The sequence below is a fragment of the Streptomyces sp. NPDC006798 genome (assembly GCF_040635975.1).
GTDB lineage: Bacteria > Actinomycetota > Actinomycetes > Streptomycetales > Streptomycetaceae > Streptomyces.
The window spans coordinates 24378-49095 of sequence record NZ_JBEYIS010000009.1 but is presented as its reverse complement, the minus strand read 5'-3'; the positions used below and the strand labels follow the sequence as shown (position 1 = coordinate 49095).

Here is a 24718-nt window from a genome sequence, read left to right as displayed (position 1 = left end):
GGTACGGCGGTACGGCGGTACGGCGGCGGTACGGCGGTACGCGCCCCGGCCTCCCGTACGGGCCCGGGGCGCGTACCGCCCGGCCATCGGCACCAAGCCGCACCCGCCCACACGCCCACCCGCGCGTCGGCGCGTCGGCGCCCGCGGCGGCTACGCGCCGAACGCCTTCGACTTCCCCTTCACCGGCTTGGCCCCGGCCCGCAGATGCTCCGGGACCAGATCGAGCGCCGGTTCCGTGTAGGCGACCGAGACGATCCGGTCGCCCTCGTAGGTGAACGAGGTCAGCGACGCGAGGGTGCACTGGCGGCGGCGCGGGTCGTGCCAGAGCCGCCGGTGCTCCACATAGCTGCGGAGGATCCAGATCGGCAGCTGATGGCTGACGCAGACCGCCTCGTGGCCCCGGGCCGCGTCCCGGGCGGTGTCCAGGGCGCCCATCATGCGGATGACCTGGTCGACATAGGGCTCGCCCCAGGACGGCCGGAAGGGGTTCGTCAGATGACGCCAGTTGCCGGGCTTGCGCAGGGCGCCGTCGCCGACGCCGAAGGTCTTGCCCTCGAAGACGTTCCCGGCCTCGATCAGCCGGTCGTCGATGGCCACGGCCAGACCGTGGCTCGCGGCGACCGGCGCGGCGGTCTCCCGGGCGCGCTCCAGCGGGGAGGAGACGACACAGGTGATGTCGCGCCCGGCGAGGGAGTCGGCGACCTTGTCGGCCATTTGGCGGCCCAGCTCGGAGAGGTGGTAGCCGGGACGGCGGCCGTAGAGGATGCCGTCGGGGTTGTGGACCTCGCCGTGCCGCAGCACGTGGACGACGGTCCGCTCCGTACCGCCGCGTCCCGCGCCCCCGCCCCGCTCCATTCCAGGGTCCGGCACGCTCGTCTCCCGGTCCCGGGCGCCCGTGCCGTCGTCGTGCGCGCTCATGCCGTCGCCTCTGCGGCGGCGCGGGCGGCGGCGGGCAGCGCGGCGGCGATCCGCTCGACGGCCCGCTCGTCGTGGGCGGTGGAGACGAACCAGGACTCGAAGGCGGACGGCGGGAGGTAGACCCCGGCCGCGAGCATCGCGTGGAAGAAGGCATTGAAGCGGAAGGCTTCCTGCCGCTTGGCGTCCTCGTAGTTCCGCACCTCGTCCGGGGTGAAGAAGACGGAGAACATATTGCTCGCGGTCTGGAGCCGGTGGGCCACGCCCTCCTTGGTGAGGGCGTCGGCGACCAGGCCCCGGATCTCGGCGGAGACCGCGTCGACCTTCTCGTACGCGGCGTCGTCCAGCAGCCGGAGCTGGGCCAGCCCGGCGGCGGTGGCGACGGGGTTACCGGAAAGGGTGCCCGCCTGGTAGACGGGCCCGGCGGGGGCGAGGTGGCCCATCACATCGGCCCGTCCGCCGAACGCGGCGGCCGGGAAGCCACCGCCCATGACCTTGCCGAAGGTCATCAGATCGGGGGTGACGCCCTCGACCCCGTACCAGCCCGCCCGGCTGGTCCGGAAGCCGGTCATGACCTCGTCCGAGACGAACAGCGCGCCGTGCTCGCGGCAGAGGTCCTTCAGTCCCTGGTTGAAGCCGGGCAGCGGCGGGACGACGCCCATGTTGCCCGGGGACGCCTCGGTGATCACACAGGCGATCTCGCCGGGGTGGGCGGCGAAGGCGGCCCGGACGGCTTCGAGGTCGTTGTACGGCAGCACCACCGTCTCCCCGGCCTGGGCGCCGGTGACCCCCGGGGTGTCCGGCAGCCCGAAGGTGGCCACCCCGGACCCGGCTGCGGCCAGCAGCGCGTCGACGTGCCCGTGGTAGCAGCCCGCGAACTTGATCACCTTGGCCCGGCCGGTGAAGCCCCGGGCCAGCCGGATCGCGGACATGGTCGCCTCGGTCCCGGAGGAGACCAGCCGGACCTGCTCGACGGGGGCGATCCGGGCCACGATCTCCTCGGCGAGCGCGACCTCGCCCTCCCCCGGCGTGCCGAAGGACGTACCCCGGGCCACGGCGGCCTGGACGGCCGCCAGCACCTCGGGGTGCGAGTGGCCGAGAATCATCGGTCCCCAGGAGCAGACCAGGTCGACGTACTCCCGGCCGTCGGCGTCGGTCAGATACGGGCCGGACCCGGACACCATGAACCGGGGCGTACCGCCCACGGCCCGGAAGGCGCGCACCGGGGAGTTGACACCGCCGGGCGTGACGGCGGAGGCGCGGTCGAACAGCGCCTGGGAGACTGGGGCTTCGTATGGATACGACACTTTGGCCACTCTGTCCTGATCTGCGATTCGAGGGTGGGGGCGGCCGGGGGCCCGTCGGACGGTTGATCTCGGCCACGGATGAGCGCGGAGGGTGTACTCCTCGTATTACGAAACGGCGTCAGCCGCCCCGCATCTGCGAAACTGGGGCCACACAGGGAAGACTCATGGAATCCATGGTGTCAGAGGCCCCTGCCGTTCCTCGCGGACAGGTGTTTCACCGTTCGCCCGCGGGGGAGGCAACTGTCACGATGATCGGGTTGCACGGCGGGGCCGGCGAGTGGTCGGGTGGAGATATGTATCGCGGTGGCGGACTGGGCGAGGGGACCGGCGACCTGGGTCCCGAGCCCGCCGGACGGGGCAGGCACCGACGCGGTGGCGCGGGCGACGCGCGGCACCCCGACCCGGCCGCGCATGCCGATACGAACGCACGTGCGAACGCCTTCGACGCGGGCGCCATGTCAGGCAGGAGCGCCCGCGTGGGGGTCACGTACAAGTACTTCGGTGCCCCCGACGGCGCGACGGCGGCCCGCGTCCCGATCTCGATGCGCCCCGAGGAGCTGGGCGGGGACGAACTGGGCATGGGCGGCCTCTTCACCAAGATCAAGCCCGAGACGATAGCCGCGATGGTGCTCACGGGTATAGAAGGCATGCCCCTCCACAAGGTCCCCCCGCTGGAGCTGGTCGTCCTCCACCCCGACTACGCCGTCGTCAAGCTGCCGATGACCGTCGTCGACCCGCTGCGGGGCGTCGGCGAGGAGTCCGTGGGCGCGGCGGCCTTCATCTGGTCCACGGTCCCGGACCGGGGCGGCCCGCGCGACGCGTTCAACGTCTATCAACTGCTGCACGAGTGGCAGGACTTCAGCCACCGGCTGCACGAGGCGGGACACCAGCCGTACTGTCTGGTCTGGCCCTGACCCCTCCCCGGCCCCCCTGTCCCACTTCCGCCGTCTTCGGCTCGTACGGCCCCCCTTCGGCCTGTGCGCCCCTCTTCCGATCATATGACCCCTTTGACTTCTTCGACCTTCTGATCCGGTGATGACCCGTGGCGGGCGGCGCGTACGGCGCTCGTTCGGGTGAGTGGTGGCGCGTACGGAAACCGGCGGCGCGTACCGGGCCGACGGCGCGCGGAACCGGCGCGTACGGAACCGGCGGCGTACGGCATCGAACCCGCGCCCCCCGGCCCTCCCCCGGATCCCTCCGGCCCGGCCGTACCGTGCAGTACCGTGCACGCGTGAACCACGACGGTGCACAGCCACTGATCGCCGACCGGTATCTGCTGGTCGCCCGCCTCGGCAGCGGCGGCATGGGAACCGTATGGCGCGCGACCGACCGGGTACTGAAACGCACGGTGGCCGTCAAGGAAGTGCCCCTCCACATGGCGGGGGAACGGCTCGACACCCGGCTGCGAAGAGTCACGCGCGAGGCGCGCGCGATCGCCCAGATCTCCCACCCCCATGTCATCGACATCTACGACCTCGTCCACCACGACGACCGGTTGTGGCTGGTGATGGAGTTGGTCGACGGGCCGTCGCTGGCGGAACACTCCCTCGACACGGGCCCCTTGCCGCCGTCCCGGGTCGCCTCGATCGGCCTCCAGCTCGTCGCCGGGCTCGACGCCGGACACGCCGCCGGGGTGCTGCACCGGGACGTCAAACCCGCCAATGTGCTGCTCCGCGCCGACGGCGGGGTCGTCCTCTGCGATTTCGGCATCGCGGAGCTGGCCGACACCGAGCCGCTCACCGCGTCGGGCGCGCTGATGGGCACCCTGCCGTTTCTCGCGCCGGAGCGGCTGACCGGCGGGCAGGCGGGGCCGCCGAGCGATCTGTTCGCCCTCGGCTGCACGCTCTGCGCGCTCTTCACCGGCCATTCGCCGTTCGCCAGGCCCGAGGCCGCGGCCGTACTGCACGCGGTGGCGCACGAGCGGCCCCATATCCCGGAACGGGCGGGTCCGCTGAAGCCGCTGCTGGCGGCCCTGCTGGAGAAGGACCCGGCCGACCGGCCGACGGCCCCGGAAACGACCGACGCGCTGAGGGCGTTGGCCGGGGCGCTTCCCACCGCCGTCTCGAAGCTGCCGGACCGGACCGGGCCGCCCGATCCGCCGGGCCGCCCCTCGGACCCGGACCCGGCCGCCCGCCGGGGCCCGGTCGCGGCAGCGGTACGGGCGGTCGCGCGGGCGCGGGCAGCGGCAGGCGGGCCGCGCCGGGAGCGGTCGGGCCAAGAACGGTTGGGCCGGGAACGGTCGGGCCGGGAACGGTTGGGCCGGGCCGCCCTCCCGCTCACGGTGATCGCCGTACTGGCCGTACTCGGCGTCACGGGCACGGTCGCGGGCTTCCTGCTGGGCCAAAACGGCAGCAGCCCCTCGGCGGCCGGGCCGCCGGGGTCCGGCACGCACCAGCCTCCACCACCGCCCCCACCGGGCGGAGGTCCGCCGCCCCCACCACCGCCCCGGGACGGCGGCTCGGCCCCGGTCCAGGCCGTGATGCCGGTCCCGGCCGGTACCGGTCCGCACGATCCGACCAGCCACTGGCTGTTCTCCGGCAACCAGTACCTCCGGGTCCGGACCGACGCCTCCGGCCCGGTCGCGTGGGAGCCGCTGACCGGGGTGTCGTCGTCCCTCGCGAGTTGGGAGAACACCCTCGGAAAACTGCCGGGCTTCCGGAACGGCATCGACGCCTCGTTCCGCGTCCCCGGCTCCCGCGACCAGCACTGGGTCTTCTCGGACCGGCAGTACATCCGGATCCGGATCTCCGACGACGGGCGGTACTCGGACCAACTGGTCACGGGCCCGAAGCCGATCACGGACTGGGCCGGCGCCTTCGGGAACGAGCCGGGCTTCCTCGACGGAATCGACGCGGTGATGCCCACCCCGGACGAGCCCGCCGAGTTCTGGGTCTTCGCGGGCGACCGCTATCTCCGGACCGAACTGACCGGCGACGGCCCCCGCGGAAAGGTCCTCAAGGGCCCGACCCCGCTGGCCGACTGGACCGAGACGATCGGCGCGTTCGACGCGTTCCGCTCCGGTATCGACGCCGCGTTGAGCGTTCCCGGCCGCAAGGGCGAGTACTGGGTCTTCTCGGACCGGGAGGTCCTGCGGCTGTCGCTGACCGACGGCACCTACACGGACAAGCTCCTCCAGAAGCCGTCACCGCTGCCCGACTGGACCGGCGGATCGGCGGACTGACCGCGCATACGGGGTTCCACGCCGGGAAACGGAATCCGGATGTACGGGGCTGGGCCGCTCCGGTCACGAGTGCCGGGCGGTCAGCCACTGGTCGAAGGTCGTCGTCCCGCGCAGAGGCGCGTCGTTCGAGGTCAGGACGCCGGTACTGAGGGCGCGGGAGGTCCGGCCGAACAGCGGCAGCGGGGCGATCGCGGTCCGGCGGCGGGTCAGGGCGCGCCATCGGGCGGCCAGGAAGCGGAGGTCGTCGGTGCGCGGGCCCGCGATCCCGGTCCGGGCCCGGTACGGGCCGTGGGCGACCGCGTCCGCGACGGCCAGGGTCTTTCTTTCGGATCAGGCCGGGATGGTGAGCGGGGTCTGGTGCCGTGGATCGCAGGGCGGAGGATCGAGCCACCTCGGCGGGGGCACCGCCCGCGCACTTCTCCCCCGGATGAATCCGGGGGCTTCTCGCTATGCCGGTTTGGCATTGCGACGGACCAGCCCGGCCCATGGGACACCCCGGCGGGCGTACGGCACGAGCCGGGGCGCCCGTTCGCGCGTCACACCGGCCACGCGGGTGCCGTCAGCCGCCCGCCGGTACCGGGGCGAACGCGGGGCGGGTCGCCCGGGGAAACGCCCGCCGGTAGTCCCCCGGGGTCACCCCGACATGGCGCAGGAAGTGATGGCGGAGATTGTTCGCCGTCCCCAGTCCGCTGAGTTCGCCGACCTTCTCCACCGGCAGATCGGTGGATTCCAGCAGGACCCGGGCCCGGCCCAGCCGCTGGGCCAGCAGCCACTGGAGGGGAGTGCTGCCGGTGGCCGCCTGGAGCCGCCGGTAGAAGGTCCGTTGGCTCATCGACGCCCGGCGCGCCATCTCGGCGACGGTCAGCGGGCGGTCCAGATTCTCCCGCACCCAGTCGAGGACCGGGGCGAGACCCTCGTCGTCCTCCGGCGGCAGGGGAAGGTCGATGAACTGGGCCTGGCCGCCGGGGCGGTGGGCCGGGACCACCATCCGGCGGGCGAGCTGGTTGGCGATCCGGGCGCCCAGGTCGCGGCGGACGAGATGGAGGCAGAGGTCCAGTCCGGCCGCGAGCCCGGCGCTGGTCAGGACGTCGCCGTCGTCCACGTAGAGCACCGAGTCGTCGACCTCCACCCGGGGGTGGAGCTCGGCCAGCCGGGCGGTGTGCATCCAGTGGCAGGTCGCCCGGCGGCCGTCCAGCAGTCCGGCGGCGGCGAGCGCGAAGGCGCCGTTGCAGAGGGAGACCACCCGCGCCCCGGCCTCGTGCGCCGCGCGCAGGGCCTCGATCAGGGCCGGGGAGACGGGCTGGTCGCCGTCGACACAGGCGTCGGGGACGGAGGGGACGATGACCGTCTCGGCGCCGGTCAGTCCGTCGAGCCCGTAGGCGGTACGGATCTGGAAACCGGCGTCGGCGCCCGCCTCCCCGAGGGCCGGGGCGGCTGGACCGGACGCGGCGGACTCACCGGTTCCGCAGAGTCTCAGCTCGTACCAGGGGTCGGCGAGATCGGGCTGCGGCTTACCGAAGACGGTGCACGGGATGCTCAGTTCGTAAAGATCCCAGGACGGTACGCCGAAGACCTCGGGGACCACGACGGCGACGGAACCAGCGCTCATGCGTTCGAGGCTATGCGAGTTCCGGCGGCGGCTGGCAGGAATTTGGCGACGGCCGTCACCCCGGTCACTGTCGGCGGGCGCGACGGCCCGCGAAAGTGGGACACGGCTGCTCGACGGGCTGCGAAACCGCAGCTCATAGGCCGTATGAAAGGGGAATCGAGATGTCCGCCAGTAGTGGGGAGAACCCGGACGCGCGACCCGCCGTGACCGTACTCGGCCTCGGCCAGATGGGGTCGGCGATCGCCGGGGCCCTGCTCGCGGCGGGCCATCCGACGACGGTGTGGAACCGCACCCCGGAGAAGGCCGCGCCGCTCGTCGAGCGGGGCGCCGTGCTCGCCGGTTCGGTCGAGGAGGCGGTGGCCGCCGGCGAGCTGGTGATCGCGGTCGTCCTGGACCATCCGGCGCTCTTCGAGGCGCTCGGCCCGGCGGGCGGCCCGGCGCTCGACGCGCTGAAGGGGCGCGCGCTGGTCAATCTGACGACGGCGACGCCCGAGCAGGCGAACGAGGCCGTGGCATGGGCGGGGCAGCACGGGGTCGACTACCTGGGCGGGGCGATCATGACGACGCCGCCCGGGGTGGGGACCCCGGAAGTGATGTTCCTGTACAGCGGCGACCGGGCGGTGTTCGACGCCCACGAGCCCGTACTGAAGGCGCTCGGCGACCCGCTGTACCTCGGTACGGAGCCCGGACTCGCCGCCCTCTACGACATCAGCCTGCTCGGGCTGATGTGGTCCACCATGACCGGCTGGCTGCACGGCGCGGCGACCGTCGGCGCCGAGGGCACCCCGGCCGTGGACTTCACCGAGGTCGCGATCCGCTGGCTGGGCACGGTCAACAACTTCGTCCGGCGGTACGCGGGCCAGGTGGACGCGGGCGCCTATCCGGGCGACGACGCCACCGTCGACGTACAACTCGCGGTGGTGGACCACTGGCTGCACGCGTCGGCGGCCCGGGGCGTGGACGACCGGCTGCCGAAGCTGCTGCGGACGGTGATGGCGGAGACCGCGGCGGCCGGGCACGGGCAGGACAGTTACGGCAGCGTGATCGAGGTCCTGCGGAAGGGTGACCGGGAGGGGTGACGGCCCCGGCCGGCCCGACGGACCCGGCCGGCCCGACGGATCGGGGGCGGATGTCAGACCCTCGTTCTAGCCTGCCTTCATGGAGACGGAACAGGGGACCGGGGAGATCAGGGGTACGGAGACCGGGGACGGGACCGGGATCCGGCTCGTGCCGTGGTCGGAGGGTGATCTCGATCTGCTCCGGGCGGCCAACGCGCCGGAGCTGATGACCGAGCTGGGCGGCCCGGAGACCGAGGAGAAGGTGCTGGACCGGCACCGGCGCTATGTGGCGGTGAGCGCCGGGCCCGCCGAGCGGAGCCGGATGTACGCGATCGTGATCGCCGGGACCGGTGAGCGGGTCGGGTCCGTCGGCTACTGGGAGCAGACATCGGTCTCGGACGAGCTGGAGGCGTACGAGGCGGGGTGGGGGGTCCTCACGGCGTTCCAGGGCCGGGGGATCGCGGCGGCGGCGATCCGGGAGGTGATAGCGGCGGCCCGGGAGGCGGGTCGGCACCGCTATCTGTACGCGTACCCCAAGGTGACGAACGGCGCGTCGAACGCGGTCTGCCGGAAGACGGGGTTCGAGCTGCGGTGCGAGGTCGGGATCGAGTATCCGCCGGGGAATCCGATCCGGTCGAACGAGTGGCGGTTCGATCTGCGCGGCGGGGAGTAGGGGCGCGCAGCGGGAGTTCGCCCGGGGGCGTCCGTGGGGCGGGGGCGGAACTCGCGTGCCCCGGCCCCGCCCCTGGTGACATCCTGGCGGCGTGAACGGACCCTGTATCCATCTCAGCGTCGCCCCCGAGCTGCGGCTCTTCGTCCCGTCGGCGTACCGCGACGGCCGTGCGGAGCTGGTGACCGACGGCACCTCCACCCTCGGACATGTCGTCGAATCGCTGGGCGTACCGCTGACGGAGGCCGGACGGCTGGTGGTCGACGGCCGTACGGTCCCCGTCTCGCACATCCCGGCGGAGGGCGAGCGGGTCGACGTCCTGGGCCATGAGCGCCCGCAGCCGGTACCCGGCGCGCCCCTGAGGTTTCTGCTCGATGTCCATCTGGGGACGCTCGCCCGGCGACTGCGGCTGCTGGGCGTGGACGCGGCGTACGAGAGCGAGGACATCGGGGATCCGGCGCTGGCGGCGCTCTCCGCGAAGGAACGCCGGGTGCTGCTCTCCCGGGACCGGGGGCTGCTGCGGCGGCGCGAGCTGTGGGCGGGGGCGTTCGTCTACAGCGACCGGCCCGACGACCAGGTCCGGGACGTCCTCGGCCGGTTCGCGCCCGAGCTGGCCCCCTGGACCCGCTGTACGGCCTGCAACGGCCCGCTGGTGGACGCCGACAAGGACTCGGTCGGTGATCAGCTGGAGCACGGGACACGGCAGACGTACGACGTCTTCGCGCGGTGCTCGGTCTGCTCCCGGGTCTACTGGCGCGGCGCGCACCACGCCCGGCTGGTCGGGATCGTGGACGCGGCGGTCGCGGAGTTCGGCCCCGGCGCCCCCGGCGCCCGGCTCTGACCTGCCCCTGAGCCCCGGCCCCGACCGGCCGCGGACCGGCCGCGGACCGGCCCGCAGCCCTGCGCCCGGCCCCTGCGCGTCCTGTCCGGTACCGCGTGGCACGCTGTGGCCATGCTCGTAGCCCGTTCCGTCCTGCTGTTCGCCGTCGCCGCCCTCTTCGAGATCGGGGGCGCCTGGCTGGTCTGGCAGGGGGTGCGCGAGCACCGGGGCTGGATCTGGATCGGCGCGGGGGTGGTCGCCCTCGGGCTGTACGGCTTCTTCGCCACGCTCCAGCCGGACGCCGAGTTCGGCCGGATCCTCGCCGCGTACGGCGGGATCTTCGTCGCGGGCTCCATCGCCTGGGGCATGGTCGCCGACGGCTACCGCCCGGACCGCTGGGACGTGACGGGCGCGCTGATCTGTCTCGCGGGCATGGCAGTGATCATGTACGCGCCCCGGGGCAGCGCCTGACGCCCGGCTCCCCGGAGCCCGCCCCGGACCCAGCCCGCCCGCGCGGACCGCGCAAACCGTATCCGACTGCCCGAGGAGCCCCGCCGTGCCGACCCCCGATCCCGTCTCCCCCGCCGCCGACTTCCCCGCCGCCGTGCCCGTCGCCGTGGTCACCGGCGCCAGCGGGGGAATCGGGGCCGCGACCGCGCGCCGGCTGGCCGCCGAGGGCTTCCACACCGTGCTGACCGCGCGCCGCGCGGACCGGATCGCGGAGCTGGCCGCCGAACTGACCGCCGCCGGGCACCGGGCGACGGCCCACCCCCTCGACATCACCGACCGCGCGGCCGTGGACGCCTTCGCGGCCGGTCTCGACCGCTGCGACGTCCTCGTCAACAACGCGGGCGGCGCGCTCGGCGCGGACCCGGTCGCCACCGGTGACCCGGCCGACTGGCGATGGATGTACGAGGTCAATGTGCTCGGCACGCTCCATGTCACCCAGGCGCTGCTGCCCGCCCTCACGGCGAGCGGCGACGGCACGGTGGTCGTGGTGACCTCCACCGCGGGCCACGGCACCTACGAGGGCGGCGCGGGCTATGTCGCCGCCAAGCACGCGGAGCACGTACTCGCCGAAACGCTCCGGCTGGAGATCGTCGGCACCCCGGTCCGGGTGATCGAGATCGCCCCCGGCATGGTCCGCACGGACGAGTTCGCCACCACCCGCTTCCGGGGCGACACGGAGAAGGCGGCCCGGGTCTACGCGGGCGTCGCGGCCCCGCTGACCGCCGACGACGTCGCCGACACCGTGACCTGGGCGGTCACCCGCCCCTCCCACGTCAATATCGACCTCCTGGTGGTCCGCCCCCGCGCCCAGGCGTCCAACACCAAGATCCACCGCGAACCCTGACCGCCGGGCCGCCCGGGCGACGGTCAGCGGTTGGGATCGAGTACGGGAACCCCCGGGGACCCGTACTCCTCGGGCGCCGCGGTGGCCACCAACCCGTCCGTCCCCCACTCGGGCAGATGACGGGCCGCGTGAGCCGCGGCGGCCACCCCGAGCGGCACGCCCTCATCATGCATACGGGCGACCGCGAGCACGGCCGGACAGTCCAGATCGACCATGTGCACGGCTTCCAAGCCTCCGATGCGCTCCGCGATCCCGCGATGCTCCAAGTCGGCCCGGAGGACCGGCAGAACCGGTACGGACAGCCGAGTCTCCGGCTCGCGGTACGCCCGGTGGCGTCCGGCTCAGCCCTTCACACAGACGACCTGCTTCAGCTTCGCCACCACCTCGACCAGGTCCGTCTGGGCCTGGATGACCTGCTCGATCGGCTTGTAGGCGCCGGGGATCTCGTCGACCACTCCGCTGTCCTTGCGGCATTCGACGCCCCGGGTCTGCTCCTCCAGATCCTGGGTGGAGAAGCGCTTCTTCGCCGCGTTACGGCTCATCCGGCGGCCCGCGCCGTGGGAGGCCGAGTTGAAGGACTTCTCGTTGCCGAGACCGCGGACGATGTACGAGCCGGTGCCCATGGAGCCGGGGATGATGCCGTAGTCGCCGGAGCCCGCGCGGATCGCGCCCTTACGGGTGACCAGCAGATCCATCCCGTCGTACCGCTCCTCCGCGACATAGTTGTGGTGGCAGGAGATGACCTCGCCGAAGGTGACCCGCGCCTTGCGGAACTGGCCCCGGAGGACCTCCTGGAGCAGGCCCATCATGACCGCGCGGTTGTACTTGGCGTACTCCTGCGCCCAGAACAGATCGTTCCGGTACGCCGACATCTCCGGGGTCTCGGCGAGGAAGACGGCGAGATCGCGGTCGACCAGGCCCTGGTTGTGCTCCAGGTCACGGGCGATCCCGATGTGATGGTCGGCGAGTTCCTTGCCGATGTTGCGGGAGCCGGAGTGCAGCATCAGCCAGACCGCGCCGTCCTCGTCCAGGCAGACCTCGACGAAGTGGTTGCCCGAGCCGAGCGTGCCCATCTGCTGGAGCGCCCGCTCACGGCGGAACTTCACCTCGTCGGCGACCAGGTCGAACCGGTCCCAGAAGTCGTCCCAGCCCGCCGGGGAGACGGTGTTCCCGAAGCCGTACACCCGGCCGGTGTCGACCGGCTCGCCGTGCATCCCGCGGCCGACCGGGATCGCCGCCTCGATCCGGGAGCGGAGCCCGGAGAGATCGCCGGGCAGGTCGTTCGCGGTCAGCGACGACTTCACCGCGGTCATCCCGCAGCCGATGTCGACCCCGACCGCCGCCGGGCAGACCGCGTCCTTCATCGCGATCACCGAGCCCACCGTGGCACCCTTGCCGAAGTGGACGTCGGGCATCACCGCGAGCCCCTTGATCCAGGGCAGCGTGGCCACATTGCGCAGCTGCGCCATGGCGACGTCCTCGACACCCGCCGGATCCGCCCACATGCGGATGGGAACCTTCTCCCCCTGAATCTCCGTGTACGACATATGTCTCCCCCTTTTCCCCGTCCCCCGGAATATCCTCAAGACCAGTCAAACGCGAAACCGGCGCCCCCGCCCGTGCGGGAACGCGGCGGCAAGCGGCGGAACCCGGTGGATGACGGAAGAAGTCGGTGAAAGTCCGGCGGATCGGCACCAAGGCCGTGTGCCCGGCGGGCTTCGTGTGCGATAGACATTGTGTCCACCGGCCGCCACGGGGCGGCAACAGCTTTTCCCGGCAAACCACCGGGGACGAAGCCAGATCAGTTCGAAAGGGGTCCGGGACCGTGCGACGCAGGACGTATGCCTCCGGCATCTCCGGCAGACTCGGCCGCACGGTCGCGGCCGCCGCGGGGCTCGCCGCCCTCGCCACCGCCTGCACGGGGGGTGAGGGGACCACCACGGGCGCCGTCAGCTCCAAGGCGGGCGGCGGCTCCGTCGTACCCGCCGCGCCCGGGAAGTACCGCACCCTCCTCGAACCGTGCGGCTCCCTCGGCGACTCCACCCTCAAGGACCTGCTGCCGGGGCTGGTCGAGCTCTCGGACGAGGCGCTGGCCAAGGCGCTCCGGGGCAAGCCCCTGGGCACGTACGACACCGACCGCCGGGTCGGCTGCTCCTGGAACGCGAAGACCCCGGACTCCTCGCGGGCCGTCAGCCTCGACTTCGAGCGGGTCGTCTCGTACGACGCGGCGGTCAGCGACGACGCCCAGGCACAGAAGGTCTTCGAGGGGAAGCAGACGGCGGCCGGGGTACCGCTGAAGGTGCCGGGCGAGAACGGCGAAACCGCAACAAACGGCACGAACGGCACGAACGGCGAGACCGGCGGTACCAACGCGACGAGCGGAACGAATCAGGCGGCGGGCACACCGGCCAGCACCGGTACCGGCCCGCAGACCGCGAGTCCGCCGGCGTCCTCCTCCGGCCCGTCGGCCGGTTCCGGCTCCGAGGACGGCGGGGAAGGCGACGGGACCGGCGAGGAGGAGCCGCTCGACCCCCGGGTCCTCGACGACCTCGGCGACGCCGCGTTCCTGAACGACGTGACCAGCCCGCGCGGTACCGGCGCCAACGCCCAGCGCCGCACCGTGAGCGTGGTGTTCCGCACATCCAATGTCATCGTCACGGTCGTGTACGTGGAGCAGTCCGGCGTCGCCGCCGAGCCGCCGGACGGCAAGGAACTGCAGGACAAGGCCCAGAGCGTGGCCCGTGACCTGGTGCGGAAGTTCAGCGAGTGACGCCCGGCGCGCCCCGGTCCGCCGGGGCCGCCGGTCTTCCACAGGCCGCCCACCGCACGGCTCGATCCGCGTACGGTGGCGTGGCAGGACCCGGGTCCGACCGCCGGAGCCGGGGCGCGACCGTACGACCGACGACTGAAGGAACCATGCACCGATCAGCCCCGCGACTGTCCCGCATACTCGCCTGCGCGGCCCTCCCGCTGATGCTCGCCGTCGCCGGCTGCTCGTCGGACTCCGGCGGCGGTGACGAGGACAAGAAGAAGGAGAAGGCCGGGAGTTCCGCTTCGGCCTCCGCCGAGGGCGGCGGGGGTTCCGAGGGCAGCGGCGCCGACCCGGGGAAGCCGGCGGAGGACACCGTCGCCCCCGCGACCTACGCCAAGCTGCCGAGCGCCTGCTCCGCGATCGGCTCGTCCTCGGTGGGCGACCTGGTGCCCGGCGCGTCGCCCAAGGGCGGCACGGCCGGGAAGTCGTCCGACGCCCAGGCCCGCGCCAACTGCCACTGGAAGGGCAGCGACGACAACGGCCTGAAGGGCACGCAGTACCGCTGGCTGGACGTCTCCCTGCTGCGGTACGACTCCGAGGAGGCGCTGAAGGCCAGCGGCGAGCAGCGCGCCCGGGAGAACTACGGCAAGGAAGTCACCAAGGCCAAGGCCGTGGAGGGCGCGAAGAACGTGAAGACGGCCGCGGCCACCGGTATCGGTGACGAGGCGACGTCCGTGACGTACACCCTGCGCAAGGTCGACGCCGACTTCGCCTATACGACGATCGTCTCCCGGATCGACAATGTCGTGGTGACCCTGACGTACAACGGCGCGGGCATGGCGGGCGCCGATTCCCCCTCGGTCGAGGAGGTCACCAAGGACGCGGTGAAGGCCGCGAAGGAGGCCGTGGCCTCGGTCGGCAAGGCCAATGAGAAGGGCGCCGCGACCAAGCCGTCGGGCGGCGGATCGCCGGACGCGAGCAAGAAGCCCGCGACGGCCGGGAGCTGACACCCCGCAAGCTACCGCGCGGTCACCCCGCGCCCCGGAGCCCGTGCCTCCCCCCGAGGGGCGCGGGCTCCGCGTTCATGTGCCACGCTGTGCCCCTGACCGGACGGGAACACTTGTCCAGACCTCGATCCGGCCAAAGGTTCCGAAGGTTCCGACCGGATTCCCGGTCGGGGGTCGGGTTCGGGGAAGGAGATCGCGGGTGGCCGCGATGCAGCTGACACGCACGCACCGGATACTCGTCGGCATTGTGGTGGCGGGTGCGGTGGTCATCGCCGGCATCGGCTTCGCCGGCTCCTACGCCGCGGTGCGCGACCTGGCCGAACGCAAGGGGTTCGGCGACTTCGCCATGGTCTTCCCGATCGGTATCGACGCGGGCATCTGTGTCCTGCTCGCCCTCGATCTGCTGCTGACCTGGATGCGCATCCCGTTCCCGATGCTGCGGCAGACGGCATGGCTGCTGACGATCGCCACCATCGCCTTCAACGGTGCAGCGTCCTGGCCGGATCCGCTCGGTGTCGGGATGCATGCCGTGATCCCGGTGCTGTTCGTGGTAACGGTCGAGGCGGCCCGGCACGCGATCGGCCGGATCGCCGACATCACCGCCGACAAGCACATGGAGGGTGTCCGGCTGACCCGCTGGCTGCTCTCCCCGGTGCCGACGTTCAAGCTGTGGCGGCGGATGAAGCTCTGGGAGCTGAGATCGTACGAGCAGGTCATCAAGTTGGAGCAGGAGCGGCTGATCTACCAGGCCCGGCTCCAGGCCCGGTACGGGCGCGGCTGGCGGCGCAAGGCCCCGGTGGAGTCGCTGATGCCGCTGCGGCTGGCGAAGTACGGCGTACCGCTGGCGGAGACCGCGCCCGCCGGTCTGGCGGCGGCCGGGGTGGATCCGGTGCTGCTGCCGCCCGCGCCGGTCACCCCCGGGGCGCCCGGGACTCCGGTGGCGGCCGTGGCCTCCGTGGCGGCCGGGACACCGCAGCCCGAGCTTCCGGCCCCGGCCCCGGCCCCGGCGCAGCAGGTTGTGACGCTGGACAAGAAGCCGGAACAGGAACAGGAATCGGCACCGGAGGCGAAGCCGGAGCCCGCCGCCGAGAACACCGCCGCCGGTGAGCCGCACGAGCACCCGGCGGACGGCCCGGCCGAGGCGGCAGATCCGCAGGCGGCGGAACACACCGACGAGGCCGACGAGGCCGCGTACCGGGAGTACCAGGAGTACGAGCGGCAGCGGTACGAGGAGTACCAGCGGTTCCAGGAGTACCAGCGGTACGCCGAGGCCGAGGAGGACCCCAAGAACAATCCGTGGTTCCGCCAGAGCCCCGGGAACGAGCGGTACGAGGGCGGCTACGACCCCGCGTACCAGGATCCTTACCAGGAACAGATCCAGGTACAGGGCCAGATCCAGGAGCTGAACCGGCCGCGGGGCGGCCCCGCGGGCGCCGGACCCCAGCCGGAGGCCGGGCAGCCGATCCTGATCCCGGCGGGCCCCGGCGGACGGACCCGGATCCTCGGCGACCCCGAGGAGCGCGACGAGCCGGAGCAGCCGTACGGCCCCGGCGACGACCCGGCGGACGACGCCGCGTCCCCCGATGTCCAGGAGTTCTACGAGCAGGCGTACCCGGTCTTCGTGACCTACGCCCACGAGCACGCGGCCTATCCGACGGCGGATGTCCTGGCGATACACCTGGCCGATGTCCACGGCATCACGCATCCGCGGAGCGCGGCCCTGCTGCGGCAGGCGATGCCCGCGTTCCGCCAGCGCATGGAGGCCGATCTGGAGGCCGAGCACATCGCCTGACACCCGGCGCCCGGCCGGGCGGCGGGTTGGCCGAGGCGGCGGGTTCGCGGCCTGAGGGCTGTCCCGTCATCCGCGGCGGATCAGCGCACGGCGTCAGACGCGGTGCGTCGCACGGCGGAGAGACCTCCTCGTACTGGGCGTATTCGGACGATTCGACAACGCGGCGAAGTGCCGTAGCTGTCGTCGTGCGCCCGCCGGGGATTACGGGACAGCCCTTATTAGCGCTTGCGCCGCTTCTTCCCCGACTCCCCCACGCCCGCGAGGGCGGCGCCCACCAGCAGCAGGACGACATAGGCGGGCAGCGACAGCTCCTGGTACCGGTGGATCAGGCCCCACGGCTCCTCGCCCCAGAGATGCCCGCCCGCACCCAGGGCCCCTTGGACCCCGATGATCCATCCGGCGATCGCCAGCGCTTCGTTCTTCATGCCTCCACGATCCCGCCCGCCCGGCGGCGGCACATCGTGCGCACGACGGAACGGCGAGTAGTCCGAAGGATGCACTCCCGGGGCCACGGATACCGTCCGGCGAGCCCGTCCGGGGCCGGGCTACGCGGTCCTGCGGTAGGCGGCGCCGTCCCGGGTCCGGGTGAGCTGACCGCCGATGACCGGATAGCGCCGCAGCGCCGCGTGGTCGTCGTGCACCCGGCCGAGCCGCGCGTTGACTTCCTTCTCGGGTACTCCTCGCCCACCGCGAAAGGGTGTGGCGAGATGTTCGAGGAGCCGGGTGCGGCGCCCCGCCTTCCGGGGCACGGCGACCAGCCGCCCGCCCGAGAACAGCTCCTCCACACCCCGTTGTTCCCGTGTGTCGTCCATCCGGGCGCTCTCCCGCTGCGCCCCGCCCGGCGGCAAAGGATTTACGCCCCCGGCCCCGGCGCCGCCCCCCGGACCCGGACACGCCGATGCCGGGGGCGGTGTGCCCCCGGCATCGGCTGTCCGCAGAGTCCCGCGCGGCTACGCCGCGAGCAGCGTACGGACGCGGTCCGCACCCACCGCGAGCAGCAGCGTCGGCAGCCGCGGCCCGGTCTCCCGGGTCACCAGCAGCCGGTAGAGCAGGGCGAAGAACGCCCGCTGCGCCACCTTCAGCTCCGGCGTCGGCTTGGCCTCCGGGTCGAGACCGGCCATCACCTTCGGCACGCCGTAGACCAGGGCCGTCAGACCCTCCAGGGACCAGTGCGTGTCCAGCCCGTCCAGCAGCAGGGCCAGGGAGCGGCGCGCCTCGTCGTCCAGCGACGCCAGCAGCTCGGTGTCGGGCTCGGCCCGGACCACGGTCCTGGCGTCCGCCGGGACCTGGGTCGTGATCCAGTTCTCGGCGCGGTCCAGCCGGGGCCGGACCTCGTCCAGCGACCCGACCGGGTTCGCCGGGTCCAGCTCGCTCAGGATCCGCCGGGTCTGCTCGTCGTGGCCGCCGGTGATGTCCACGACGGACGCGAGGGTCCGGTACGGCATCGGCCGGGGCGTGGTCGGCAGCTCGCCCTCGGCGGTCCGGACCGCCCGGCCGTAGGCGGCGGCGTCGGCGGGCAGCACCGAGCCGTCGGCGACCTTCGCGGCCAGCTTGTCCCACTCGTCGTAGAGCCGCTGGATCTCCTGGTCGAAGGCGATCTTGAACGACTGGTTGGGGCGGCGGCGCGCGTACAGCCAGCGCAGCAGCGGCGCCTCCATGATCTTCAGCGCGTCGGCGGGCGTCGGCACACCGCCCTTGGACGACGACATCTTGGCCATGCCGCTGATGCCGACGAAGGCGTACATCGGGCCGATCGGCCGCTCCCAGCCGAACAGCGGGCAGATGAACTCGCCGACCTGGAAGGACGATCCCGGGGAGCTGTGGTCGACCCCGGACGGCTCGAAGACCACGCCCTCGTACGCCCAGCGCATCGGCCAGTCGACCTTCCACACCAGCTTGCCCCGGTCGAACTCGGCGAGCCGGACCGTCTCGGTGTGGCCGCAGGCGGCGCAGTCGTACGTCAGCTCGGTGCTGTCGTCGTCGTAGGCGGTGACGACCGTCAGATCGCGGTCGCAGGAGCCGCAGTACGGCTTGTACGGGAAGTAGCCCGCCGAGCTCGTGCCGTCGTCCTCGGACGCGGCGCCGGAGCCCTCCGCGGCCTCCAGCTCGGCCTCGTCCACCGGCTTCTGCGACTTCTGCGGGGGCTTCTTGCCCGCGCCCTTCTTGGTCCGGTACCGGCCCAGGATCTCGTCGATGTCGGCCCGGTGCCGCATGGCCAGCAGGATCTGCTCGCGGTAGACGCCCGAGGTGTACATCTCGGTCTGGCTGATGCCCTCGTAGACCACACCCAGCTCGTCCAGGGACGTGATCAGCGCCGCCTTGAAGTGCTCGGCCCAGTTCGGGTACGCGGAGCCCTTCGGGGCGGGTACCGAGGTCAGCGGGCGGCCGATGTGCTCGGCCCAGGACTCGTCCACGCCCTCGACGCCGAACGGCACCTTGCGGAACCGGTCGTAGTCGTCCCAGGAGATCAGATGCCGGACCTCGTACCCCCGGCGGCGGATCTCGTCCGCGACCAGGTGCGGGGTCATGACCTCGCGGAGATTGCCCAGGTGGATCGGGCCCGAGGGGGAGATCCCGGACGCGACGACGACTCGTTTGCCCGGGGCACGCCGCTCCGACTCCGCGATGACCTCGTCTGCGAAACGGGAGACCCAATCGGTCTCGGTAGTGCTCTGAGCCACGGTCGGCACGTCCTTACGTCCTTCTTCCAGGTGCTTCCAGAATCGGCTTCCACGCCGGAGTCGCATCGGCGCCGCGCCCGGCGGACGCGACGGCGTCCGCGCGGCGCTCCGCGCCGGATCCTCCTATTCTCCCAGACGGAACCCACCGCCCCGACGTTCCGTCGGTAACGCACCCGGTTCGCGCCATGTGTACGCGTGCGCGCCGGGCCCGACCGGAGGCCGCCCCGCCCGCCCCGGCCCGGTCGGCGTTATCGGGGCGAAGTCGATCGGCGCCGCGTGGGACACTGGCAGCCGGGCGGCTCGGGGCTTCCCGGAACGATTTCCCGGAACGCCCACCGCCCGGACGACACCCGGAATATCCGGAACATCCGGTCATCTGGATATCCGGAGCCGCCGGACATCCAGAACCTCCCGAACCTCCAGATCCTCCCGAATCAGAAACGGAAGCCCATGACCTCGGTCCCTTCCCTCGCGTCGAATGTGCAGCAGCGCCTGGCGACGGCCCTCTCGGCAGCCCTGCCGGAGGCCGGTTCCGCCGACCCGCTGCTCCGACGCAGCGACCGGGCCGATTTCCAGGCGAACGGCATCCTCGCCCTCGCCAAACGGCTCAAGGGCAATCCGAGGGAGCTGGCCGGCCAGGTCGTGGCCGCCCTCGACACGGAGAGCGACGGACTGCTGCGCGAGGTCGAGGTCTCCGGCCCCGGCTTCCTGAACATCACGGTCTCGGACGCGGCGATCGTCGACACGCTCGCCGCCCGGGCCGCCGACGACCGGCTCGGTGTGCCGTACGCGACGGACCCCGGCACCACCGTGATCGACTGGGCGCAGCCGAACGTGGCCAAGGAGATGCACGTCGGCCATCTGCGGTCGGCCGTGATCGGCGCCGCGATGGTCAAGATCATGGAGTTCGCCGGCGAGAAGGTGATCAGCCGCCACCACATCGGCGACTGGGGCACCCAGTTCGGCATGCTCATCCAGTACCTGGAGGAGCACCCGCACGAGCTGGACCACGGACGGGACGGCGAGTCCTCCGGCGAGGAGGCCATGTCCAACCTGGACCGGCTCTACAAGGCGGCCCGGGCGGTCTTCGACTCCGACGAGGAGTTCAAGACCCGGGCCCGGGACCGGGTGGTCGCCCTCCAGGCCGGTGACCCGGCGACCCTCGCGCTCTGGCAGCGGTTCGTCGACGAGTCGAAGATCTACTTCCACTCGGTCTTCGACAAGCTGGACATGGAGATCGCGGACGAGGACATCGTCGGCGAGTCGGGCTACAACGACATGCTGGCGGAGACCTGCCGGCTGCTGGAGGAGTCCGGGGTCGCGGTCCGCTCCGAGGGCGCGCTCTGTGTCTTCTTCGACGACATCAAGGGCCCGGACGGCGAGCCGACCCCGCTGATCGTGCGGAAGTCCAACGGCGGCTACGGCTATGCGGCCACCGACCTCTCGGCGATCCGGAACCGGGTCGGCGAGCTGGACGCCCGCACCCTGCTGTACGTGGTGGACGTCCGGCAGTCGATGCACTTCAAGATGGTGTTCGAGACCGCGCGCCGGGCGGGCTGGCTGAACGACGAGGTCAAGGCCGTCCAGCTGGCCTTCGGTACGGTCCTCGGCGCCGACGGCAAGCCGTTCAAGACCCGTGAGGGCAAGACGGTCAAGCTGGTCGACCTGCTGGACGAGGCCGTCGACCGGGCCACCGCCGTGGTCGGCGAGAAGGCCGGGAAGGTCGGCCTGTCGCCGGAGGAGATCGCCGAGAACGGCCGGTACGTCGGCATCGGCGCGATCAAGTACGCCGACCTGTCGACCTCCGCCGTCCGGGACTACAAGTTCGACCTGGACCAGATGGTCTCCCTCAACGGCGACACCTCGGTCTACCTCCAGTACGCGTACGCCCGGATCCGCTCCATCCTCCGCAAGGCGGGCGACGCCCGGCCGGTCCCCCACCCGGAGCTGACCCTCCACCCGGCCGAGCGGGCCCTCGCGCTCCATGTCGACCAGTTCGGCGAGGTCGTCGCGGAGGTCGCGGAGACGTACGAGCCGCACAAGCTGGCCGCGTACCTCTACCAGCTGGCGTCGCACCTGACCACGTTCTACGACAAGTGCCAGGTCCTGAGCGCCGACAACCCGCCGGAGCTGGTCGAGAACCGGCTCTTCCTGGTCGACCTCACGGGCCGCACGCTCAGCCTCGGCATGGGCCTCCTGGGCATCCGGACGCCCGAACGGCTCTGACATCGCCGGACCGGCCCGGGGGCGTCACCGTTGCACGCGGTGACGCCCCCGCCGCGTTTCCCACGAGAGCAGGTCAGGTCAGGGGGTGCGAATTCCGCCCCGACGCCTCGTCGATCTCGTGGTGCGCCTTCTGCAGCAGCTGCGACGCGATGTCCATCAGCGCCCGCGCACCCGCGATCTCCTCACCGACCCGTAGCTGCTCCGCGTCCGAGGGATGCCGCTGCGCGTTCCCGTGCCCCCGGATCTCGGTCCCGTCCGACAGCCGGACCATCGCGGCGGCCCTGGTCCGGTCGCCGTCCTCGCGGAACTCCATCTCGACATGCCAGCCGACAAGTGTCTGTGTATGCATGACGGACCACCTCCACCCTTGTCCACCTCCCAGGGTGCGCCGAACGGGGAACCCCCGCCAGCCGGTACCGGCCCCGAGGCCTCAGGACGGACAGGGGCGGCCCACGTCGAGCGAGCCCAGATACCGGTCGTACTCGTCCTTCGGCAACGGGCCGAGAGCCAGTTCGCAGAGGTGCCGCCGCCAGTCGCCGGGCTCCACACCGTGCCGGGTGAGGGAGCCGCCCACCCCCAGGGCGAGGAAGCCGCCGTCGACGGCCGGGGCGATCTGCACGGCGGTCCGGTCCTCCCACTCCTCCACCTGCCGCGCGGCTCCCCCTCCCGATGTGTTCGACATCAGTGGCCAGGTCCCGAGCACATCGCCGCTGCCCGTGTCCCAGAACCGCACCCCGACGTCACCACGGGCGCTGAACGCCCGTACGGCGAGACGGGTGTCACGGCTGAAGACCAGCGGTCCGTGTCCGGACTGCGACATGACGGCACCCCGGGTGGTCCGGCCCGAGCCGACGTCGACGAAGAAGATCCGACCGTCCCTTCCCGAGACCGCCGCCTTCTCACCGCCGTGGCTGATCGAGGCGGCGGAGGAACCGTCGGGCATCCGCGCCGTACGGATCTTCTTCAGCCGCCCGTCGCCCGCCACCCGCCAGACGAAGAGTTCGTCCGAAACACTGTCGAGGGCTGCCACGTGCCTGCGGTCCCCGCTCACCGTCAACTCGAAGTAGGCGGAATCCCGGCTCACCATCTGCCGGATCTCCCCGGACCGGGAGTCGACGACCAGCATGCCCTCGTCCCACACCCCCACCAGATGGATATCGTCCTCCAGGAAGAAAAGCTGTCCCCCGCCACGCGAGTCGACGTCGCCCGGTATCGCGCTCGAACCGACCCGCCGCCCCGTCCTGGGGTCCCAGAACGACAGTTCCCCTCCGCGGACCAACGCGGCCCGGCTTCCGTCGGTGGTGACGGCGATCGCGTCGGCGGCGGGGGAGAGTTCGCCGTTGGCGCTCTTCGCCGCGGGAGGAATCCGTCCCAGCCGTTTCAGCCCGGTGTTGCCCCTGCCGACCATCCAGAGATCGACCGGCTTACCCGGTCGCGAGCGGAATCCGAATCGTCCGTCGTCCGACAGGGAACCGCGGATCAGCCCGCCCTCGTTCGCCAGTGCCGTCCCGGCGCCCTGCCGGCCCGCGGCGAAGAGGGAGACCGCCCCGTCATCGGACCCGGCCGCGACCCATCGCCCGTCGCCGGAGATCGCGAGGTCCTGGACCGGGAAGCTGAAGCGCCCCAGTATCCGGCCGCGGCCCAGTCCGCGGTCGTACAGGGCGACCTCCCCGTCCTGAGCCCCCGCGAGAAGCGCTGTCCCCGGGCCCGGAGGAGCGATCCGGTCGGGAGCCTCCGCCGCCCGGGAGCTGGTCGGCCTGCCCCGGCCGAGGTCCCAGACCTGGATCCCGCCGTCCTCAAGCCACACCATCGCCTGCCCCGCACCGGGCTCGATCACCACCTGTTCGGCGTCCGACGGGAATCCGGCCAGCTTCCGCCCGGCCTCCCAGGAGCCAAGAGCCGGGTCGTAGACACGCATCGAACCCGCCGCGGCGTCGAGGGCGAGCAACCGTGCGCTGTCCTTCATGAAGGCGAGTCGCACATGCACCGACTCCGAGCCCGTCAGTTCCTCGTGTACGAGCTGTCCCTCGGCCACGTTCCAGAGACTGATCTGGAGTTCCTCCGTACCCGACGTCGCCTGGGCGGTGGCGAGCCATCTGCCGTCCGTGGAGAAGGCCAGCGCCCGTAGTCCCTTCTGGGCGTTGGCGAGTTCGTCCGGAACACCCATGGTCATGGCCCGGAGCAACCGGGCACCCCGCACGTCCCATACCTCGACCCGGTGCCGGTACCCCTCCACGACGAGCCTGCTGCCGTCGGCACTCAGCTGGAACTCCCCTCCGACCATCTCGTCATGGCCCGATGGGAGGGGTTTGAGATGCCGCCCGGCCCGGATGTCGTAGAGGTGCACCTTCCCCGAACCGAAGGAGGCGTAGTAGGCGAGCATCCCGCCGTCTCTGCTGATCGCCACCCTCGTCGGGGGTCGGGAGCGCGAGCCGACGAAGGCGGCGAACTCGTCGGAACCGGACTTCAGATGCCGCTCTACGCTGCCGTTGCCAGCGACGGCCGCCGCCATCGCCTGAAGGGAGTCGGCGGTCGGTTTGGCCTCCTCCGCGTAGAGCGCGAACTGCGCCGCCTTCCGCGGATCGGTGTCCAGCGTCTCCAGCGCCCGGGCCGCCAGCGCCTGTGACGCCGAGGTCCGGGCCCGGTCCAGCGCCTCGTTCCGCTGCTGCCAGGCGACGACTCCCGCGACGACCGCCGTGACGGTCAGCATCGCCAGCCCGGTGATCGCGCCGCGCCGTAATCGCGTCGCCAGACGCTGCTGGCGGATGTCCTCGCCGTCCAGCTCGTCCTTGCTCCGGCCGTGCAGGGGGGCCGCCAGAGTGCCGACCGCGTCCCGGAATTCGGCCTGGCGGAGGGAGTACTTGGCGCCTTCCCGGATACGGCTGAGATCCACCCACAGCGGCTCCGCCGTGAAGCGCCCGCGCAGCACCGGCGGCAGAGCGTCCGTCAGCTCCCAGTCGAAGTCCCCGGCCTCCTGGTCCCAGGCCACCCGGCCGGAACTGACCGCGATCAGAAAGCGGTCGAGGGGGCGGTTGTCCAGCCAGAACTCGATCTCCTTGCGAACCCACCGCGACTGCGCCGCCTCGGGCGAGGCCAGATAGATGAAGTACCTCGTCTGTTCCAGCTCGCGCAGGATGGACGACCACAGGTCGTGGTTGGCGGACAAACTGGTCGTGTCCCGGAAGACTCTGATGACCTGCCGCCTGGTCCACGGGCGGGCCAGCCGGTGCAACCCCCGCTGCAACGCCTGGGCCAGCTCGATGTCCCGTTTGTGGCTGTACGAAATGAAAGCGTCCCTCTTCACCCATCCCCCCGGTATGGACAGAGCTTGTGCGTGCGACACACG

The 24718-nt window shown here is 72.0% G+C and carries 21 protein-coding genes; 11 read left to right on the top strand and 10 right to left on the bottom strand.

Going from position 1 to position 24718, the window contains the following annotated elements:
• Positions 1 to 150 precede the first annotated feature (150 nt).
• Together ABZ714_RS08075 and hemL are read right to left on the bottom strand one after the other, a co-directional pair.
• The gene (locus ABZ714_RS08075) at positions 151 to 855 is read right to left on the bottom strand and encodes a histidine phosphatase family protein (protein WP_358824440.1); all 705 of its coding nucleotides are present in this window, start codon (positions 853 to 855) and stop codon (positions 151 to 153) included.
• Positions 856 to 914: 59 nt separating this feature from the next.
• Positions 915 to 2231 carry a glutamate-1-semialdehyde 2,1-aminomutase gene (hemL, locus tag ABZ714_RS08070; RefSeq protein WP_358824312.1) on the bottom strand — a complete coding sequence of 439 codons (1317 nt, stop codon included), beginning with the start codon at positions 2229 to 2231 and terminating at the stop codon, positions 915 to 917.
• A gap of 284 nt (positions 2232 to 2515) precedes the next feature.
• On the opposite strand from hemL, the gene ABZ714_RS08065 reads away from it, so the two are divergent.
• Positions 2516 to 3136, top strand: coding sequence for a hypothetical protein (locus ABZ714_RS08065; RefSeq protein ID WP_358824439.1), 621 nt, complete (start codon positions 2516 to 2518; stop codon positions 3134 to 3136).
• A 317-nt stretch (positions 3137 to 3453) separates the two neighbouring features.
• Positions 3454 to 5403 (top strand): protein kinase, encoded by a 1950-nt coding sequence (locus ABZ714_RS08060; RefSeq protein WP_358824311.1) that lies wholly within the window; start codon positions 3454 to 3456, stop codon positions 5401 to 5403.
• Between the two features lie 559 nt (positions 5404 to 5962).
• Here the strand turns inward: ABZ714_RS08060 and ABZ714_RS08055 are convergent.
• Entirely contained in the window at positions 5963 to 7012 is a 1050-nt protein-coding gene (locus tag ABZ714_RS08055; RefSeq protein ID WP_358824310.1) for a helix-turn-helix domain-containing protein, read from the bottom strand.
• A 161-nt stretch (positions 7013 to 7173) separates the two neighbouring features.
• On the opposite strand from ABZ714_RS08055, the gene ABZ714_RS08050 reads away from it, so the two are divergent.
• From ABZ714_RS08050 to ABZ714_RS08030, 5 genes are all read left to right on the top strand, one after another.
• On the top strand, positions 7174 to 8091 hold the full coding sequence (locus ABZ714_RS08050) for an NAD(P)-binding domain-containing protein (RefSeq protein ID WP_358824309.1): 918 nt from the start codon (positions 7174 to 7176) through the stop codon (positions 8089 to 8091).
• A 79-nt stretch (positions 8092 to 8170) separates the two neighbouring features.
• Positions 8171 to 8743, top strand: a complete 573-nt coding sequence (locus tag ABZ714_RS08045; RefSeq protein WP_358824308.1) for a GNAT family N-acetyltransferase — start codon at positions 8171 to 8173, stop codon at positions 8741 to 8743.
• A 91-nt stretch (positions 8744 to 8834) separates the two neighbouring features.
• Positions 8835 to 9581, top strand: a complete 747-nt coding sequence (locus ABZ714_RS08040; protein WP_358824307.1) for a Mut7-C RNAse domain-containing protein — start codon at positions 8835 to 8837, stop codon at positions 9579 to 9581.
• Between the two features lie 111 nt (positions 9582 to 9692).
• On the top strand, positions 9693 to 10031 hold the full coding sequence (locus ABZ714_RS08035) for a YnfA family protein (RefSeq protein ID WP_358824306.1): 339 nt from the start codon (positions 9693 to 9695) through the stop codon (positions 10029 to 10031).
• An 85-nt stretch (positions 10032 to 10116) separates the two neighbouring features.
• Positions 10117 to 10914, top strand: coding sequence for an SDR family oxidoreductase (locus ABZ714_RS08030; RefSeq protein ID WP_358824305.1), 798 nt, complete (start codon positions 10117 to 10119; stop codon positions 10912 to 10914).
• 23 nt (positions 10915 to 10937) lie between these two features.
• Here the strand turns inward: ABZ714_RS08030 and ABZ714_RS08025 are convergent, their stop codons facing one another.
• Positions 10938 to 11144 carry a hypothetical protein gene (locus ABZ714_RS08025; protein WP_358824304.1) on the bottom strand — a complete coding sequence of 69 codons (207 nt, stop codon included), beginning with the start codon at positions 11142 to 11144 and terminating at the stop codon, positions 10938 to 10940.
• A gap of 111 nt (positions 11145 to 11255) precedes the next feature.
• Entirely contained in the window at positions 11256 to 12461 is a 1206-nt protein-coding gene (locus ABZ714_RS08020) for an RtcB family protein (RefSeq protein ID WP_358824303.1), read from the bottom strand.
• 278 nt (positions 12462 to 12739) lie between these two features.
• Between ABZ714_RS08020 and ABZ714_RS08015 the strand changes: the two genes are divergently transcribed.
• From ABZ714_RS08015 to ABZ714_RS08005, 3 genes are all read left to right on the top strand, one after another.
• Complete coding sequence (locus ABZ714_RS08015; protein WP_358824302.1) at positions 12740 to 13684, top strand: DUF3558 domain-containing protein; 945 nt, start codon at positions 12740 to 12742, stop codon at positions 13682 to 13684.
• A 146-nt stretch (positions 13685 to 13830) separates the two neighbouring features.
• A complete protein-coding gene (locus ABZ714_RS08010) occupies positions 13831 to 14673 on the top strand; it encodes a DUF3558 domain-containing protein (protein WP_358824301.1) in 843 nt (280 codons plus the stop codon).
• A 208-nt stretch (positions 14674 to 14881) separates the two neighbouring features.
• On the top strand, positions 14882 to 16465 hold the full coding sequence (locus ABZ714_RS08005; RefSeq protein ID WP_358824438.1) for a DUF2637 domain-containing protein: 1584 nt from the start codon (positions 14882 to 14884) through the stop codon (positions 16463 to 16465).
• 218 nt (positions 16466 to 16683) lie between these two features.
• Here ABZ714_RS08005 and ABZ714_RS08000 read toward each other — a convergent pair whose 3' ends face one another.
• The 3 genes from ABZ714_RS08000 to lysS form a co-directional block, all read right to left on the bottom strand.
• On the bottom strand, positions 16684 to 16890 hold the full coding sequence (locus tag ABZ714_RS08000; RefSeq protein WP_358824300.1) for a hypothetical protein: 207 nt from the start codon (positions 16888 to 16890) through the stop codon (positions 16684 to 16686).
• A 120-nt stretch (positions 16891 to 17010) separates the two neighbouring features.
• Positions 17011 to 17277: a DUF2087 domain-containing protein gene (locus ABZ714_RS07995; protein ID WP_358824299.1), complete on the bottom strand. Its 267-nt coding sequence runs from the start codon at positions 17275 to 17277 to the stop codon at positions 17011 to 17013.
• 138 nt (positions 17278 to 17415) lie between these two features.
• Positions 17416 to 19155 (bottom strand): lysine--tRNA ligase, encoded by a 1740-nt coding sequence (gene lysS, locus ABZ714_RS07990; protein WP_358824298.1) that lies wholly within the window; start codon positions 19153 to 19155, stop codon positions 17416 to 17418.
• Positions 19156 to 19596: 441 nt separating this feature from the next.
• On the opposite strand from lysS, the gene argS reads away from it, so the two are divergent.
• Entirely contained in the window at positions 19597 to 21372 is a 1776-nt protein-coding gene (gene argS / locus ABZ714_RS07985; protein WP_358824297.1) for an arginine--tRNA ligase, read from the top strand.
• Positions 21373 to 21445: 73 nt separating this feature from the next.
• Here the strand turns inward: argS and ABZ714_RS07980 are convergent, their stop codons facing one another.
• Together ABZ714_RS07980 and ABZ714_RS07975 are read right to left on the bottom strand one after the other, a co-directional pair.
• Positions 21446 to 21721, bottom strand: a complete 276-nt coding sequence (locus ABZ714_RS07980; RefSeq protein WP_358824296.1) for a DUF1876 domain-containing protein — start codon at positions 21719 to 21721, stop codon at positions 21446 to 21448.
• Positions 21722 to 21802: 81 nt separating this feature from the next.
• The gene (locus ABZ714_RS07975) at positions 21803 to 24676 is read right to left on the bottom strand and encodes a TIR domain-containing protein (protein ID WP_358824295.1); all 2874 of its coding nucleotides are present in this window, start codon (positions 24674 to 24676) and stop codon (positions 21803 to 21805) included.
• Between the last annotated feature and the right edge of the window lie 42 nt (positions 24677 to 24718).

Excerpts from the sequence above, each read along its gene's own strand:
- ABZ714_RS08075 (WP_358824440.1), bottom strand. The coding sequence starts at position 855 with ATGGAGCGGGGCGGGGGCGCGGGACGCGGCGGTACGGAGCGGACCGTC.
- ABZ714_RS08065 (WP_358824439.1), top strand. The coding sequence starts at position 2,516 with ATGTATCGCGGTGGCGGACTGGGCGAGGGGACCGGCGACCTGGGTCCC.
- ABZ714_RS08055 (WP_358824310.1), bottom strand. The coding sequence starts at position 7,012 with ATGAGCGCTGGTTCCGTCGCCGTCGTGGTCCCCGAGGTCTTCGGCGTA.
- ABZ714_RS08050 (WP_358824309.1), top strand. The coding sequence starts at position 7,174 with ATGTCCGCCAGTAGTGGGGAGAACCCGGACGCGCGACCCGCCGTGACC.
- ABZ714_RS08045 (WP_358824308.1), top strand. The coding sequence starts at position 8,171 with ATGGAGACGGAACAGGGGACCGGGGAGATCAGGGGTACGGAGACCGGG.
- ABZ714_RS08035 (WP_358824306.1), top strand. The coding sequence starts at position 9,693 with ATGCTCGTAGCCCGTTCCGTCCTGCTGTTCGCCGTCGCCGCCCTCTTC.
- ABZ714_RS08020 (WP_358824303.1), bottom strand. The coding sequence starts at position 12,461 with ATGTCGTACACGGAGATTCAGGGGGAGAAGGTTCCCATCCGCATGTGG.
- ABZ714_RS08010 (WP_358824301.1), top strand. The coding sequence starts at position 13,831 with ATGCACCGATCAGCCCCGCGACTGTCCCGCATACTCGCCTGCGCGGCC.
- ABZ714_RS08005 (WP_358824438.1), top strand. The coding sequence starts at position 14,882 with ATGCAGCTGACACGCACGCACCGGATACTCGTCGGCATTGTGGTGGCG.
- ABZ714_RS08000 (WP_358824300.1), bottom strand. The coding sequence starts at position 16,890 with ATGAAGAACGAAGCGCTGGCGATCGCCGGATGGATCATCGGGGTCCAA.
- ABZ714_RS07995 (WP_358824299.1), bottom strand. The coding sequence starts at position 17,277 with ATGGACGACACACGGGAACAACGGGGTGTGGAGGAGCTGTTCTCGGGC.
- argS (WP_358824297.1), top strand. The coding sequence starts at position 19,597 with ATGACCTCGGTCCCTTCCCTCGCGTCGAATGTGCAGCAGCGCCTGGCG.
- ABZ714_RS07980 (WP_358824296.1), bottom strand. The coding sequence starts at position 21,721 with ATGCATACACAGACACTTGTCGGCTGGCATGTCGAGATGGAGTTCCGC.